The organism is Flavobacterium sp. (assembly GCF_040402835.1).
Classification (GTDB): domain Bacteria; phylum Bacteroidota; class Bacteroidia; order Flavobacteriales; family Flavobacteriaceae; genus Flavobacterium.
Window position 1 is genome coordinate 99,682 of sequence record NZ_JBBALW010000001.1, and the last position, 15,282, is coordinate 114,963.

Below are 15,282 nucleotides of genomic sequence, written 5' to 3' on the forward strand. Positions count from 1 at the left end.
CAACTAAAAGCCATTCTTATTAACAGTTTGATTAATTTTGTTTAATGAAATTTTTAAAACAATTATTAGCATTTTATATCAATTCTAGTATTCATGTTGCTTTATCGTGTTTTGCATTGGTAAATATCACCTGTTTAATGTTGAACATTCCAAATGATAATTCTGTTGCGTATTTTGCTTTTTTTGGAACTATCGTAGGATATAATTTCGTAAAATTTGATGCTTTGGCTCGTGCCAATAAAAATAAAATGAAAATTCAATTGAAAGCCATTACTGCTTTTAGTTTTATAGCTTTATTAATAGTGATTTATTTTTATTTTAAATTACAATACAGCACCAAAATAATTGCAGCTTTTTTTTTAATTCTAACTATTTTATATACGCTTCCTTTTTTTCCAAATACTAAAAATGCGAGAAAATGGGCAGGATTGAAAATTTATATTGTTGCTATTTGTTGGGTTGGAGTTACGGTAATTCTTCCAATTTTAAATTCAGAGATTTCCTTTCAAAACTCTCTTTATATAATTGCATTACAACGATTTTTCTTGATTTTCACCTTAATTCTAATTTTTGAAATTATAGATTTAAAATTGGACGACCCACATTTGAAAACTGTACCTCAACAAATTGGAGTTAAGAATACTAAAGTTCTTGGTTTTGTTTTATTGATTGTATTTTGTGGTTTAGGTTTTTTCAATGGCAATTGCAATTTTCAATTTTTACAATTGCAATTGAATTTTGTTATTGCCATTGTAATTGCAATTTTTCTATATTTTTCAAATGAAAATCGTTCAAAATATTATACTTCGTTTTGGGTAGAAAGTGTGCCGATTTTGTGGTGGTTACTTTTTCTATTTATTCCATAAGAATAAATGGTCTCCGTCTTTTGAGTTCCCCCTTCGAGGGTTAGGGGGCTAAACCTGCTCTTCTCAACAGCGCGTCAGGTTTTGGTTCTTGACCTCTAAAGCGTTTGTACAAAATCATTGGGTGTTCGATTCCGCCTTTGGAAAGAACATTTTCTTTGAATTTTGCAGCCACTTCTTTATTGAAAATTCCTTTTTCTTGGAAATAAGCAAAAGCATCAGCATCTAAAACTTCGGCCCATTTGTAACTGTAATATCCAGACGAATAACCGCCTTGAAAAATATGTGAAAAAGCGGTGCTCATTGCGTTTTCTTTGACTTCTGGATACAATTGCATTGCTGAAAATTGTTCGGTTTCAAATGTTTTTATGTCTTTTATATTTGATGGATCTTGACCGTGCCAACCCATATCTAACAATCCAAAACTCAATTGGCGCATCGTTGCCATTCCTTCTTGAAAACTGGCACTTTCTTTGATTTTTTGAACTAATTCCATCGGAATCATTTCGTCAGTTTGATAATGATAGGCGAACAAAGCCAATGCTTCGGCTTCATAACACCAGTTTTCCATAATCTGACTTGGCAATTCCACAAAATCCCAATATACATTTGTTCCCGACAAACTTGGATAAGTGGTATTCGCCAACATTCCGTGTAAACCGTGTCCGAATTCGTGAAATAAAGTGGTTACTTCGTTGAAAGTCAATAAGGATGGTTTTGTTTCTGTGGGTTTTGTAAAATTACAAACATTCGAAATGTGCGGTCTTTCGTTGCTTCCGTCCTTAATATATTGTGATTTATAAGATGTCATCCAAGCACCGTTTCGTTTTCCTTTTCTCGGAAAAAAATCAGCGTAAAAAATGGCAACTAATTGATTGTCTTCATCTTTTGCTTTATAGGTTTTTACTTCTTCGTGGTATGTGTCAATGTCGAAAATTTCTTCAAATGTGATGCCGTATAATTTTTGAGCAACTGTAAAAGCACCATCTAAAACTTTTTCTAATTGGAAATAAGGTTTCAGCGTTTCGTCGTCTAAATTGAATAATTGTTGTTTCAATTTCTCCGAATAATACGCTCCATCCCATTTTTCTAATTGATCAATTCCGTCTAATTTTTTGGCGAAAGTGGTCAATTCAGCAAATTCTTTTTGAGCGGCTGGTTTGGCTTTTGCCAATAAATCATTGGAGAATGTTTTCACTTTCTCAGGATTTTCAGCCATTCTTTCTTCCAATACAAAATGGGCGTGCGTGGCATAACCCAAAACTTGCGCTCTGTCGAAACGTAGCTTTGCGATTTTTAAAACGATTGCTTGATTGTCGTATTCATTGTTTTGAAAAGCGCGCGCTCCGAAAGCAATTGCCATTTTTTTACGCAATTTACGATTATCAGAATACGTTACAAATGGAATATAACTTGGATGATCCAAAGTGAAAATCCAACCTTCTTTTTCAAGGCTTTTAGCCAAGGAATGAGCGGCTTCTATTGTTCCTTCTGGTAAACCTGCTAATTCTTTTTCATCGGTAAGATGCATTTGAAACGCTTGGGTTTCAGCCAAAACATTTTCGCCAAATTGCAAACTCAATTTTGATAATTCTTTGTCGATTTCTCGTAGAATGGTTTTTTTATCATCGGATAAATTAGCGCCATTTCTAGAAAAGCTTTTGTATTTTTTATCTAAAAGCGTGGTTTGTTCCGGGTTTAGATTTAAAGTTTCTTTTTGTTCGTAAACCGCTTTTACTTTTGCAAATAAAGCAGCATTCAAGCGAACATCATTTCCAAATTCAGATAATAATGGTGAAACTTCTTGTGCAATTTTTTGCATTTCATCACTGGTTTCGGCAGAATTCAGATTGAAAAAGATACTTGAAATTCGGTCTAAAGTATTTCCGCTAAATGCCAATGTTTCGATTGTGTTTTCGAATGTTGGTTTTTCGGGATTGTTTACAATAGCGTCGATTTCGGCTTTTGCCAATGCGATTCCTACCTGAAACGCGGGAAGATAATCCTCATTTTTTATTTGTGAAAAAGGCGCGGTGTTGTATTTCGTATTAAAATATTGAGTTAATATGCTCATGATATGTTTTTCTTTTTCCTGCAAGGTTTTTAAAACCTTACAGGTATTATTAGTTTTTTCTTTTTTGAGAAATATACTTACAAGGTTCATAAAAAACCTTAAAGGACGGACTTTCCTTGTGGGCTAGCCCCGATAGAAATGGAAACCCCACGCTTTTAGCGTGGATTGCAATGAATTGCTACGCCAGTTCGGCTTTCAGCTTCGGGTGCGGGAAATAGCTCCTAAAAAAACAGCTCTTATTTCTTCAAACTTTCGGAAGATTTATTCACGGATTCTTTCAAACCTTCTTTGTAAAAACCGATTTTATCCAAAACACATTTGTCCTGCGTACCGATGATTTGTGCGGCAAGAATTCCAGCATTTTTAGCTCCGTTTAAAGCTACAGTTGCAACGGGAACGCCACCAGGCATTTGTAAAATGGACAAAATGGAATCCCAACCATCAATAGAATTACTTGATTTTATAGGCACTCCGATTACGGGAAGTGGCGACATTGACGCTACCATTCCAGGCAAATGAGCAGCACCACCAGCACCGGCAATGATAACCGATATTCCTCGAAGATGGGCGTTTTTGCTAAAATCAAAAAGTTTTTCAGGTGTTCTGTGTGCAGAAACAATATCGACTTCGATTTCGATATCAAAACCATTTAGAATGTCGATGGCTTCCTGCATTATTGGCATGTCGGAAATGCTTCCCATTATTACGGCTACTTTCATTATATTTTTTATTTTAACACTAATTTCACTGATTTACACATATTAAATCTGTGCTAATTTGTGAAATTTGTGTTTGATTATTTATTGCTTATAACTCTTATCGTGTTTTTTACATCTTCGGCAATTTTTCGAGCTACTTTGATGTCATGGTTTACAATGGTTACGTGTCCCATTTTTCGGAAAGGTCGCGTTTGTTTTTTTCCATAAATATGCGGCGTAACACCATTCCAACCCAATATAGTTTCTATATTTTCGTAAATTACATCGCCAGAAAAACCTTCTTCGCCAACCAAATTTACCATAATTCCTCCAACTTTACTATCAGTATTTCCCAGAGGTAAATCTAAAATGGCGCGTAAATGATTTTCAAATTGCGATGTAAAACTTGCTTCAATTGTGTGATGTCCAGAATTGTGTGGGCGTGGGGCGACTTCGTTTACAATGATTTCGTCGTTTTCGGTTTGAAACATTTCGACTGCTAAAAGTCCCACGTGATTGAATTTTTCGGAAACATTCAAAGCGATTGCTCGTGCTTTTTCCGCTACTTTATCATCAATTCGCGCAGGGCAAATTACATATTCCACTTGGTTTGCTTCGGGATGAAATTCCATTTCCACGACAGGATACGTTTTGATTTCACCTGATGGATTTCGGCAAACAATTACCGCCAATTCATTTTTGAACGGAATCATTTCTTCTGAAATACATTCTACGTTAGGTAAATTATCTAAATCTGAAATTGTTCTGATGATTTTTACACCGGTTCCGTCATAACCAAATTCGGTACATTTCCATACAAAAGGTAATTTTAGATTTTGAATTTCCTTTTTAAGAACTTCCAAATTTTCAAATCTTTGATAGGCTGCCGTTGGAATATTATTTTGAGAATAAAAATCTTTCTGAATGCCTTTATTCTGAATCAATCGCAAGGTTTTTGGTGATGGAAAAACTTTGATTCCTTCGCTTTCTAATTTTTCTAAAGCCTCTAGGTTGACCAATTCGATTTCGAAAGTTAAAACATCGACTTGTTTTCCGAAACTATAAACGGTTTCAAAGTCCATTAAATTCCCTTGAAAAAATTTATTGCAAGCTATTTTACAAGTCGCTTCATTGCTTGGGTCAAGAACGTAGGTTTGAATGTCGAATTTTCGAGTGTCAAACAACATCATTTTACCGAGTTGTCCGCCACCAAGGATTCCTAATTTAAAATCGGAAGAAAAATAATTCATTTAAAATAAATTTTTTACAAAGATACTTTTAAAAGAGTAAATATAAAAAGATAAGTAAATGAAAATAATTGCATTTCTATTTATCGGCGAATGATTATTTTTTTTGAAAAACTACCATTGTTAGTGTCAACTTTTAAAGTGTAGATTCCAACTGCTAAATTTTGAACATTGAAGCTGAAATTATCGGTTGTAATAGGATTCTTATAGGAAGTGATAAATCTCCCATCGATAGAAAATACAGAAACAACATATATAGCATTGTTAACGGAACTTATATTTATAGTTTCGGCAGTTGGATTTGGATAAACTACTATATCATAACTAGTCGTAAAATCATTAGTTGACAATAATGCATTTGTATAACAACTTGGAGGAACAGTATTTGCTAACTTAATTAGATTGCTAACTTTGTTATTGGCGAAGCCCGAAGAGGATGTATGATTATAAAATGTTAAGTCGAGCGTTTGATTACTTGTTCCAAACCAGTCTTGAAGAATCGTGCTAAAAACGCGGCGGTAATCATGTTGAACCGTTTGCACTTGAAAATTATTGGCTAAAACTGCTTCTGAAAGGTTAATATTTGATCCTGAAACTCCGGGATTTATCGATTTTCCAAAAACAAACATAGGTGCAATTTCTCCGTGATCAGTTCCTAAATTTCCGTTTTCTCCTGCTTTTCTTCCAAATTCTGAAAATGGAACAGCAATGACATCATCACCTAAATTTTGATTATTTAAGTCGGTTATAAAACATTTTACGGCGTCAGAAACTTGTGTCAATAGATCCGCATGCGTGCCCAAATGTGTTGTTGTATTTGTTGCAACTTGAATATCATGAGTATCAAATCCGCCAATTTTCACAAGATAAACTTTAGTTTGTAATCCTCCAGAAATGAATCTCGCGACTGATTTTAATTGATTAGCCAAACTTGTTCCGGGATAGGTTACAGTTGCCGAATTTGTACCGCTATTAAAAGCCGTAGAAATAGATTGTGCATAAATATTGGTCTCGCTGTCACTATCTAAAATAAATCGTATTAGATTTCCATACTCTGAATTAGGGATATTTGTTGGTGGCGCTCCTCCAAGTCCATTTATAACCGAATAAAAACCTGCAGGATCTTGTCCGTTAATATTGATTGACATTCCATGTTCCACTTCACCATGAAAACCCAAAGAATTGTCGCTACTTCCTAATTGAATTCCAAGAGGAAAATTAGCAGTTAAAAAATTACTATAATAACTCTCGAGAAAACGACCTATCCAACCGCTGTCAAGTGCATTGTTCGCTTGGGTTCCATCTCCACCTGTCAGCCATAAATCAGTAGATTTGAAGTGTGATTTATCTTGTGATGGATACCCAACTCCTTGAATAACTCGCATAAATCCACTATCATATAAACTTTTGAAACCTGTTAATGAGGGATGAAGTCCAACTTGATTTGCTAAAGGCAAAGTAGAATCTAAATTAATAATGCCGTTGGCTCCTCCTACATTGTTTAGTTTTATATTTGGACGTAATGAAGCATACATATCGTATTGATTTAACGGGACTACAGTATTTAAACCGTCATTTGCTCCGGACAATTGAATAAGTACAATTTTTTTTGCGTTTACATTTGGGCAGGTTGTCATTCCTGCCGATTTAAAAAGCGCAAAAACTTCAGTTGGTAAAAGTGACAATGCACTTGCTGAAGCGGTGAGTTGTATAAAATTTCTTCTTTTCATACTAAATATTATTAGAACATTTGAGATTCTGGTGCTCTCAAAATATTAGTTACCAATAGTTTTAATCTCGATTCTACAACGGTGTTACTATTTGTAGCCATATAATCATCCCAAGCGTTTGTCCAATAAAATGTAGCAAGTCCTTGTAATAGAAATGAATTCATAAAGTAATTCACCCTATTAGTATCTGGATTTTGAGCGAATAAAGCATTGCACAATTCAGAAGTTAGAATGTAGGGATCGTTAGCCACAGAAATAATATTAGATGTTTTAATAACGTCTGAAATATTAATTTTAGTTATTATTGATGCATTCCCACTAATTCTATTATAACCATCCAATAATGATTCGCCAAGGCGGTATCTTGAAATCAAGGTGGATGCAGAAATCCAATTTTTATCAAAATCAGGTGCTTGATAATAGGCTGGGTGACCTGCAACATTCTCTGGGTCAAACAAAATCATATTCGCTCCAGTAAAAAAACTGTTATAGGCAAAATTAGACCAAAATTTATAATAGTAATCGTATTGATTCGTATTTGGATTTGAAATTGTAGCTTGTAAATAGGTGCAAATTTCAGATATCTGTTGTAATGGCGATTTAATAATTCCTCCAATAGTTTCATTTGTGGCATCAGAATCGTCCAAGTCATAAAAATGTTGACTTTCTAATAATTTTCTGATTATTGGGGCAATTTCATATCCATTATTATAGAAATCTTGAGCTAATGGCGTAATAATATCTGTTTCAACTTCGGCAGAAATAGTGCCTTTTACGAAATAAATATAGAGTTTTCTACAAATATTTTTTGCTGTGGCTAGTTGATTAAAAACCATATTTACAAAATCACTTAATTCTACATCCATACCAACATCTGTTGAAGCAGCGGAAATAATAGTATTATTAAATGAACTACTGAATGTTTTGGCGCTTGTGTGGTGCTGTGAGAAAAGATTATATCCTTTTGGCAACATTGTCTCTGTATCAATAATACTTCTAGTGGAAACCCTTCTAAAACCCGTTAAAACTCTAGCCGCTTGGACTATATCTGCCTCTGTATAGGTAGTATAATTGCCTGTTCCAATTTGTGGTCCTTTACCAATGGTAAATAATTCCAAAAATTCCCTTGCATAATTTTCATTTGGAGCTGTTTTAGAATTCGATGTATTGTTTAAATAATACAGCATCGAATTGTTGAGTGTAATTTTTTTTGCTAAAGTTTTATAATTTCCATAAGAATAAAATAAAAGTAATCGAATATAATCATAGAATTCTGTAGCTGATCCAGAAACACTACTTTCCACAGTAAAACAAGTCGATAAAAAATGAGACATTTTATATTTTAAATTCGGACTGTTTATGGCATTATACCACCACCACCCAGAAACTATACCTCCTTTTCTTGTTTGACCTGTAAATGAAGAAGCCAAAGCTGCAGATTCTGTCCAGAATCCGTCAGGAGCTGTAGTTGGAAGCGGGTCATAAGGAAGTTGAACAGATAATGGATTTGTCGTTAATAACAAATTCAACGCTTGACTAGGAGTTAATACCGCATATTGATTAATCAAAGTTTTGGTATACACAAAACTTGCTCTTCTCAATAAATGCTTTGCATTCTTAATCCCTAAAATGTTTGTATTTTGATTTAATGACGCCATAAAAAAATGGATTACAACTATTTAGAATATAAAAATACTAAAAAGTTTAATACAAAATTAACAAATTATAAAAAAAATTAACTAATACAAAAATACCAACAATCTTATAAGGCACTAAAACCTAAAATAACAAGAAGGTTTGTTCTATGTCAAATGTGAATTTAGTATATTTGCAGATTATTTTAAAACCTAAAAATGATACAACTTCACGACAAACAATTTGTTCCATTTATTTCTGCTGAAGAAATAGATTTTGCTATTGCTACAATGGCAGCTCAAGTAGAAGCTGATTTTGCAGAAGAAATTCCAGTCTTTATAGGTGTTTTAAATGGCGCTTTTATGGTGGTTTCGGATTTTATGAAACACTACAGAAAGCCTTGCGAAGTAAGTTTCATAAAATTGGCTTCTTATGAAGGAACTACATCTACAAATGAATTAAAACAGTTGATAGGGTTGAACCAAGATTTATCGGGAAGAACCGTAATTGTTATTGAAGACATTGTCGATACTGGAAATACGGTTTTAGAATTGAAAGAATTATTCAAAAAACAAAACGTAAAACATTTCAAAATAGCAACACTTTTTTTCAAGCCTGAAGCGTATAAAAAAGAAGTGAAAATAGATTACGTAGGCATTAGAATTCCAAATAAATTCATCGTTGGTTTTGGTTTAGATTTTGATGGATTAGGAAGAAATTTACCCGAAGTATATCAATTAAAAGAATAAATTAACTACAAAACTTCACAATACACTTTTACATCATGATTAACATTGTTTTATTTGGGAAACCAGGCGCTGGAAAAGGAACTCAAGCTGAATTTTTAAAAGAAAAATACCATTTAACGCATCTTTCAACTGGGGATATTTTTAGATTTAACATCAAAAATGAGACCGATTTAGGCAAATTAGCGAAAAGCTACATGGACAACGGAGATTTAGTTCCAGATGATGTTACCATTAAAATGTTGCAAGATATGGTAGAAAAAAATCCTGATACAAAAGGATTTTTATTTGATGGTTTTCCAAGAACTTTAGCTCAAGCAGAAGCGTTAGATACTTTTTTAACAACAAAAAATTGGGAGGTTACCGCTACAATTGCATTGGAAGCAAATGATGAAATTCTAATTCAACGGTTATTAGAAAGAGGAAAAACTAGCGGAAGAATTGACGATCAAGATGAAGATAAAATCAGAAATCGCTACCAAGAATACAATGAAAAAACAGCTCCTTTGACGGAATATTATTGTAATCATAACAAGTTTTATCCAGTGAATGGCATCGGTTCTATTCAAGAAATCACGGAAAGATTGAGCGCAGTAATTGAACGTTTGTAAATTCATTTACGAAAATTAAAAACCAAATAATTACAAATTGGAAATACTAATAATACTTTTTTTAATTGTTTTAAACGGCATTTTTGCAATGTCGGAAATCGCATTGATATCTGCGAGGAAAAACAGATTGGAAAATGCCGCTAAAAAAGGAAATCATAGTGCACAAGTTGCCTTGGATTTGGCTAATACGCCCAATAAATTGTTGTCAACCACTCAAATTGGGATTACATTAATTGGAATTTTAACAGGTATTTTTAGCGGCGATACTATTACAACTTCTGTTCAGTTATTTGTGAGTGGATTTGAAGTTCTAAAACCCTTTTCACACTCAATTGCGGTGGGATTTGTTGTTATAATATTGACTTTTTTCTCTTTGGTATTAGGCGAATTATTACCTAAAAGAATTGGATTAAACCATCCCGAAGCTATTTCAAAAGCAGTAGCTATTCCGATGAGAATGATTTCAATAGCTACAGCACCATTCATTTGGTTGCTTACAATTTCAACGGAGTTTTTATTGAAAATATTAATGATTAAGCCTTCCTCCGATGGAAAAATTACGGAAGAAGAAATTAAAGCAATCATAAAAGAAGGTACCGAAGGCGGAGAAGTTCAGGAAATTGAGCAAGACATTGTGGAACGTGTTTTTCACATTGGAGACCGAAAAGTAAATTCGTTAATGACACACCGACAATCGGTAGTTTTTTTGCCATTAGCATCTAATAGAGAGCAAGTTAAAGAATTTATGCTAAAGGAATTACATTCTGTATATCCAGTTTATGGCGAAAATTATGACGACATTGTTGGAGTTGTAAATCTAAAAAACATCTTTTCAAATATAGATAATGAGGATTTCAGTTTAGAAAAAATAATGACCGATGCGCCTTTCATTATGGAGCAAACATCGGCATATAAAGCATTAGAAAATTTCAAAAAAAGTGGTGTTCATTATGCTTTTGTTTCAGATGAATATGGAATTTTTCAAGGAATTATTACATTGAATGATATTTTGGAAGCACTTGTTGGCGATGCAGCCGATTTCAATAATGATGATTATCAATTAATTGAAAGAGAAGACGGAACTTGGCTTGTTGACGGGCATTATTCATTACACGATTTTCTAACTTATTTTGAGTTGGACGAATTGACAAATGACTATGAAGTTACCACGGTAAGCGGTTTGATTATGACCGAATTGTCAAGAATTCCAAAGCAAGGAGAAAAACTGATTTGGCAAAAATATGAGCTTGAAGTAATCGATATGGATGGCGTGAGGATTGATAAAGTGATGGTGAAAACCATAAAATAATAGTGCTCAGTTTGCAGTTATTAGTGTTCCGTAAATAACGGAACACTAAAAAACGGAACACTGAACACTGAATACTAAAATAATGACTGAAGGAAATTTCGTAGATTACGTAAAAATATATGTTTCCTCTGGAAAAGGCGGTAAAGGTTCAACGCATTTACACAGAGAAAAATTTATTGAAAAAGGTGGTCCCGATGGTGGTGATGGTGGTCGCGGTGGACACGTATATCTTGTTGGGAGCAAAAGTCTTTGGACATTATTTCATCTGAAATTTGCAAGACACGTAAAAGCAGGACACGGTGGCGATGGTGGTGGCGATAGAAGTACCGGTGCCGACGGCGATGACAAATTCATAGAAGTGCCATTGGGAACAGTAGTTCGCGACAAAGAAACCAATGAAATTTTATTCGAAATTACCGAGCACGGAGAGCGCAGAATTATTGCTCTTGGTGGAAAAGGTGGTTTAGGAAACTGGCATTTTAGAAGTTCAACCAATCAAACGCCAAGATATTCTCAGCCCGGTTTGCCTTCCACAGAAGTGGATATGATTTTGGAATTGAAAGTCCTTGCCGATGTTGGTTTAGTAGGTTTTCCAAATGCTGGAAAATCGACGTTACTTTCAGTATTGACCTCTGCGAAACCAAAAATTGCCGATTATCCGTTTACAACCTTAAAACCAAATCTTGGAATTGTGGCGTATCGTGATTTTCAATCCTTTGTAATCGCCGATATTCCAGGTATTATTGAAGGTGCCGCTGAAGGAAAAGGGCTTGGTCATTATTTTTTACGACACATCGAAAGAAATTCCACGTTGCTGTTTTTAGTTCCCGTTGACACCCCAAATATCAAAGACGAATATGATATTTTGGTAAATGAATTGACAAAATACAATCCTGAAATGTTGGATAAAGAACGCATTGTTGTGATTTCAAAATGCGATATGTTGGACGATGAACTCAAATCAGAGTTGAAAACCCAGTTGGATAAGGATTTCGCAGGAACGCCCTATATGTTCATTTCATCCGTTGCGCAACAAGGGCTTTCGGAGTTGAAAGACAAATTATGGAGTATGCTAAACATGGAAGACGACGTTCCTGAAAACAGTCATAATTTATAGAATTATCTCAAATATAAAATTTAAAGCCGTCAATTGATGGCTTTTTTTGTGACTAATTCCAGTTAATCATTATACGTATCAAACAAAAATTGTAATGTTTTTGGAATGTCATTGGCTTCAATTTTTGGATATTCAATTTTGCCATTCAACCAATTTTCTATTTCAATATGAAAATCATCCCCCACTTTACTAAGAACTGGAACGCCCAATAATTTCAAAGCCACCACATTACATTCCTGCTCGTAATGATTTTGGATTGGAATACTCAATATTTTTTTGTTCAAAAACAATGCTTCGGCAGGAGTTTCAAACCCACCACCGGTTAGAATTCCGTGACAATTTATCAAACTTTCATTGAAAAGTTTTTGGTTTACAGGAAAATAAGTAATGTTTCCTTCCTTACGAATTTCTTTAATATCATTTAAAAACCATTGAAATTCAATGCCTTTTACTTTATGAAATGCTTTTTCCAAACATTCTCTGTCGAATGAAGGAAGGTAAACCGAAATATGATTCGAGTCTTTAGGTGTTGCTTGAAAAATTTCGTCTTTAATAATTGGCGGATGAATAAAGGAATCATATTGTTTGAAATGAAGCCCAATATACTTTGATGCAGAAGCATACTTTTTCAGTATTAATTCTCCCATAAAATTATTGTTTTCAGACCTTGGGGTCAAATCCGACATAAAACTCGCTTGATGTCCAAATTGCACCGATTTCACTTTTTGAATCCTACACGCCAAAGAAGTTATCGAATCAAAATCATTAATTACCACATCATAATCTGACAAAGGCAACGCTTTTGCATCCTGATACATTTGCAAAGGATTAATGTTTTTGGCAATTTCCCAATAATCTAAACCGCCGCATTTACTGTAATGCAAACTACATCCTTTGCTTTTATATTTAATAGGAATATCAACATTCAAACTCGCATTATTGCCACTCATAAAGAAATCAACAGTTCCAAACTTTTTCAAATACGGATACAACTGAACGGCTCTACTAATATGTCCGTTTCCCGTTGCTTGAATTGCATAAAATATTTTCATGTGTAAATTAAATGTATTTAGGAAAGAATTTTTAAAGCATAATCTTCTGAAATCGATTCCTCAACCGTATCAGAATTCTGATAATGCTCTTTATTATACTGATAAATGCTCCATTCGGAATTTTTATATTCCAATGCCGTTAAGTTTTCGACCCAATCCCCACTATTTAAATACATTACCGAGCCATTTTCGTTTTTAACCACTTTCATTTGAGGATTATGAATATGACCACAAACCACATAATCGAATTTTTTATCGATGGCAATTTCTGCAGCCGTTTTTTCAAAATCGGTAATGAAAGCGACTGCTTTTTTAACACTGTCTTTTACTTTCTTAGAAAAACTTCTCTTTTCTTTACCTAATAATACCATTATCAAATTCAAGAAACTATTTATTAATATCAACAAATCATAGCCTTTACCACCAATCTTAGCCAATATTTTAGCATACCCTTGTGTGGAAGAATCAAATACATCACCATGGAAAATCCAGGCTTTTTTGCCATCTAAATCTAAAACTAGTTTGTCTACCAATTCAAAATTTCCTAAAATTAAATCGGAATATTTACGCAAAACTTCGTCGTGATTTCCTGTAATGTATACTACTCGCGTTCCATTTGTGGACATTTTAATAATGTGCCGCAAAACATTCATATGAGAAGCTGGAAAATAGCTTTTTGAAAAGTTCCACATATCGATAATATCACCGTTTAAAACCAACGTTTTGGGTTGAATTGATTTCAAATAGTGTAGCAATTCCGTGGCGTGGCAACCATATGTTCCAAGGTGCACATCGCTTATAACTACTAATGGAATTTTCCTTTTCTTTTTCATTTTTAGTTTTAACAAAATTGCTTATATAATGTTAATTTATTGTTTTTATAATTTTATTATATCGTTATTTAATTTATTTAAAATTAACATTAAAAAAACTCAATTTTTATATTTGGGCGTGCCCTCGCTTATGTCATTGCGAGGAACGAAGCAATCTCTAGTTAAACTCGGTCGGGCTGTGCGTTACAATCTCTGCTCCACTTCGTTCCGCAGAGGATTTCCACTGCCATCCCTCACGCGGGGAATTAATAAAATAGTCTTGCAATAAGTTTATTACTTGTTTACTTTGCGATTTGTAACTTTATTAGGTTAACTTTGAAAAGACTAAATATTCAACTTCTTTAATTCACAATAGTTCTAAAATCAGGACATAAGTACCAAAAATTATGAAGGAAATTCTATGTATATTAATATTGTCAACTTTGAGTTGCAACAGCCAAGTAAAACTGGCTAACAAAACAACTACCACAGACACGATCAAGCAAGTTGCGACAATTCTTAAAACTTCTAATTCAAAATATTATACAACAAAAGACACTTTAATAATTACAACTGAAATTGGTGACACTTTACAATACTATAAAAATGACTTTAATAAGATTGTAGATAAACATTCAGAGTTTTTTGAAGATTATCCCGATAATCCTGACCAAGCATATTTTAATGCTAATGACCAAGAAGAATTTGGAAGTGAAGTTGGGCAAGACGGTTATTATGTTTTATATGCTTATTTTCTTAAACAAAGAAATGGCGTCAAAGAATTTGTAAAACAAAGACAAAAACTCATAGATATATATTCAAATATCAATTCACTATTTGGTTATTTTGAATATGGCGGAACCTATTTTGGACACCAAAGTAGAAGGATTTTAGGGTATGCAGAATATTCAATTTACTTGTTGCCAAAAACCAAAGACAACATTTCTAAAACATATGATATTACAAAACAAAAAGAATTTTATATAAAATCATTGCGACAACTTATTAAAGATGAAAGTAAAATTGATTTTAATACTTTGGGATAAGAAAAAAAGATTGAACGAACTAAAATACTTAATAGTATAGTTGACGAACTTGAAAAGCTAATCACAGATAATTTTTTCCTCAGACGAGCACAAGAATTTCATTATGGATATTATGAATATTATTGAAATAAATAACAGCCCAAAAATAGGTTTTCTGCCAATTTGGGAAGTATTTGTTTTAAAAACACCAAAAAGCGAAATTGAAAAAGCATTGCGTTTGATGGAAATGTATCATAATGATAAATTAAAAGAAAATGAAAACTAAAAGTTGGAAAGAAATTAAAGACACTGTTTACGGAGTTAAAGGAACAGAAAGACGTGATTAATTAGAACGGAATTTTG

At 33.4% G+C, this 15,282-nt stretch carries 14 protein-coding genes; 7 read left to right on the forward strand and 7 right to left on the reverse strand.

Annotation, left to right across the window (positions count from 1 at the left end):
* Nucleotides 1–44: 44 nt before the first annotated feature.
* Nucleotides 45–866 carry a UbiA prenyltransferase family protein gene (locus AC9UEH_RS00585; RefSeq protein WP_509527379.1) on the forward strand — a complete coding sequence of 274 codons (822 nt, stop codon included), beginning with the start codon at nucleotides 45–47 and terminating at the stop codon, nucleotides 864–866.
* A 40-nt stretch (nucleotides 867–906) separates the two neighbouring features.
* Here AC9UEH_RS00585 and AC9UEH_RS00590 read toward each other — a convergent pair whose 3' ends face one another.
* The 5 genes from AC9UEH_RS00590 to AC9UEH_RS00610 form a co-directional block, all read right to left on the reverse strand.
* On the reverse strand, nucleotides 907–2,937 hold the full coding sequence (locus AC9UEH_RS00590; protein WP_509527381.1) for a M3 family metallopeptidase: 2,031 nt from the start codon (nucleotides 2,935–2,937) through the stop codon (nucleotides 907–909).
* Nucleotides 2,938–3,173: 236 nt separating this feature from the next.
* The gene (gene purE, locus AC9UEH_RS00595; protein ID WP_509527552.1) at nucleotides 3,174–3,659 is read right to left on the reverse strand and encodes a 5-(carboxyamino)imidazole ribonucleotide mutase; all 486 of its coding nucleotides are present in this window, start codon (nucleotides 3,657–3,659) and stop codon (nucleotides 3,174–3,176) included.
* Nucleotides 3,660–3,733: 74 nt separating this feature from the next.
* On the reverse strand, nucleotides 3,734–4,885 hold the full coding sequence (locus AC9UEH_RS00600) for a 5-(carboxyamino)imidazole ribonucleotide synthase (RefSeq protein WP_509527383.1): 1,152 nt from the start codon (nucleotides 4,883–4,885) through the stop codon (nucleotides 3,734–3,736).
* A gap of 80 nt (nucleotides 4,886–4,965) precedes the next feature.
* Complete coding sequence (locus AC9UEH_RS00605) at nucleotides 4,966–6,612, reverse strand: DUF1501 domain-containing protein (protein WP_509527385.1); 1,647 nt, start codon at nucleotides 6,610–6,612, stop codon at nucleotides 4,966–4,968.
* 11 nt (nucleotides 6,613–6,623) lie between these two features.
* On the reverse strand, nucleotides 6,624–8,270 hold the full coding sequence (locus AC9UEH_RS00610) for a DUF1800 family protein (protein WP_509527387.1): 1,647 nt from the start codon (nucleotides 8,268–8,270) through the stop codon (nucleotides 6,624–6,626).
* Nucleotides 8,271–8,465: 195 nt separating this feature from the next.
* On the opposite strand from AC9UEH_RS00610, the gene hpt reads away from it, so the two are divergent.
* From hpt to obgE, 4 genes are all read left to right on the forward strand, one after another.
* Nucleotides 8,466–8,996, forward strand: coding sequence for a hypoxanthine phosphoribosyltransferase (gene hpt / locus AC9UEH_RS00615; protein ID WP_509527389.1), 531 nt, complete (start codon nucleotides 8,466–8,468; stop codon nucleotides 8,994–8,996).
* Between the two features lie 35 nt (nucleotides 8,997–9,031).
* A complete protein-coding gene (locus AC9UEH_RS00620; protein WP_509527391.1) occupies nucleotides 9,032–9,604 on the forward strand; it encodes an adenylate kinase in 573 nt (190 codons plus the stop codon).
* Nucleotides 9,605–9,692: 88 nt separating this feature from the next.
* On the forward strand, nucleotides 9,693–10,913 hold the full coding sequence (locus tag AC9UEH_RS00625; RefSeq protein ID WP_509527554.1) for a hemolysin family protein: 1,221 nt from the start codon (nucleotides 9,693–9,695) through the stop codon (nucleotides 10,911–10,913).
* Nucleotides 10,914–10,995: 82 nt separating this feature from the next.
* The gene (gene obgE, locus AC9UEH_RS00630; RefSeq protein ID WP_509527393.1) at nucleotides 10,996–12,030 is read left to right on the forward strand and encodes a GTPase ObgE; all 1,035 of its coding nucleotides are present in this window, start codon (nucleotides 10,996–10,998) and stop codon (nucleotides 12,028–12,030) included.
* Nucleotides 12,031–12,092: 62 nt separating this feature from the next.
* On the opposite strand, the gene AC9UEH_RS00635 is transcribed toward obgE, so the two are convergent.
* A complete protein-coding gene (locus AC9UEH_RS00635; protein ID WP_509527395.1) occupies nucleotides 12,093–13,082 on the reverse strand; it encodes a glycosyltransferase family protein in 990 nt (329 codons plus the stop codon).
* Nucleotides 13,083–13,099: 17 nt separating this feature from the next.
* Nucleotides 13,100–13,915, reverse strand: a complete 816-nt coding sequence (locus tag AC9UEH_RS00640) for a UDP-2,3-diacylglucosamine diphosphatase (RefSeq protein ID WP_509527397.1) — start codon at nucleotides 13,913–13,915, stop codon at nucleotides 13,100–13,102.
* Between the two features lie 386 nt (nucleotides 13,916–14,301).
* Between AC9UEH_RS00640 and AC9UEH_RS00645 the strand changes: the two genes are divergently transcribed.
* Both AC9UEH_RS00645 and AC9UEH_RS00650 read left to right on the forward strand, forming a co-directional pair.
* Entirely contained in the window at nucleotides 14,302–14,940 is a 639-nt protein-coding gene (locus AC9UEH_RS00645) for a hypothetical protein (RefSeq protein WP_509527399.1), read from the forward strand.
* Between the two features lie 112 nt (nucleotides 14,941–15,052).
* On the forward strand, nucleotides 15,053–15,205 hold the full coding sequence (locus tag AC9UEH_RS00650) for a hypothetical protein (protein WP_509527401.1): 153 nt from the start codon (nucleotides 15,053–15,055) through the stop codon (nucleotides 15,203–15,205).
* Nucleotides 15,206–15,282 lie beyond the last annotated feature (77 nt).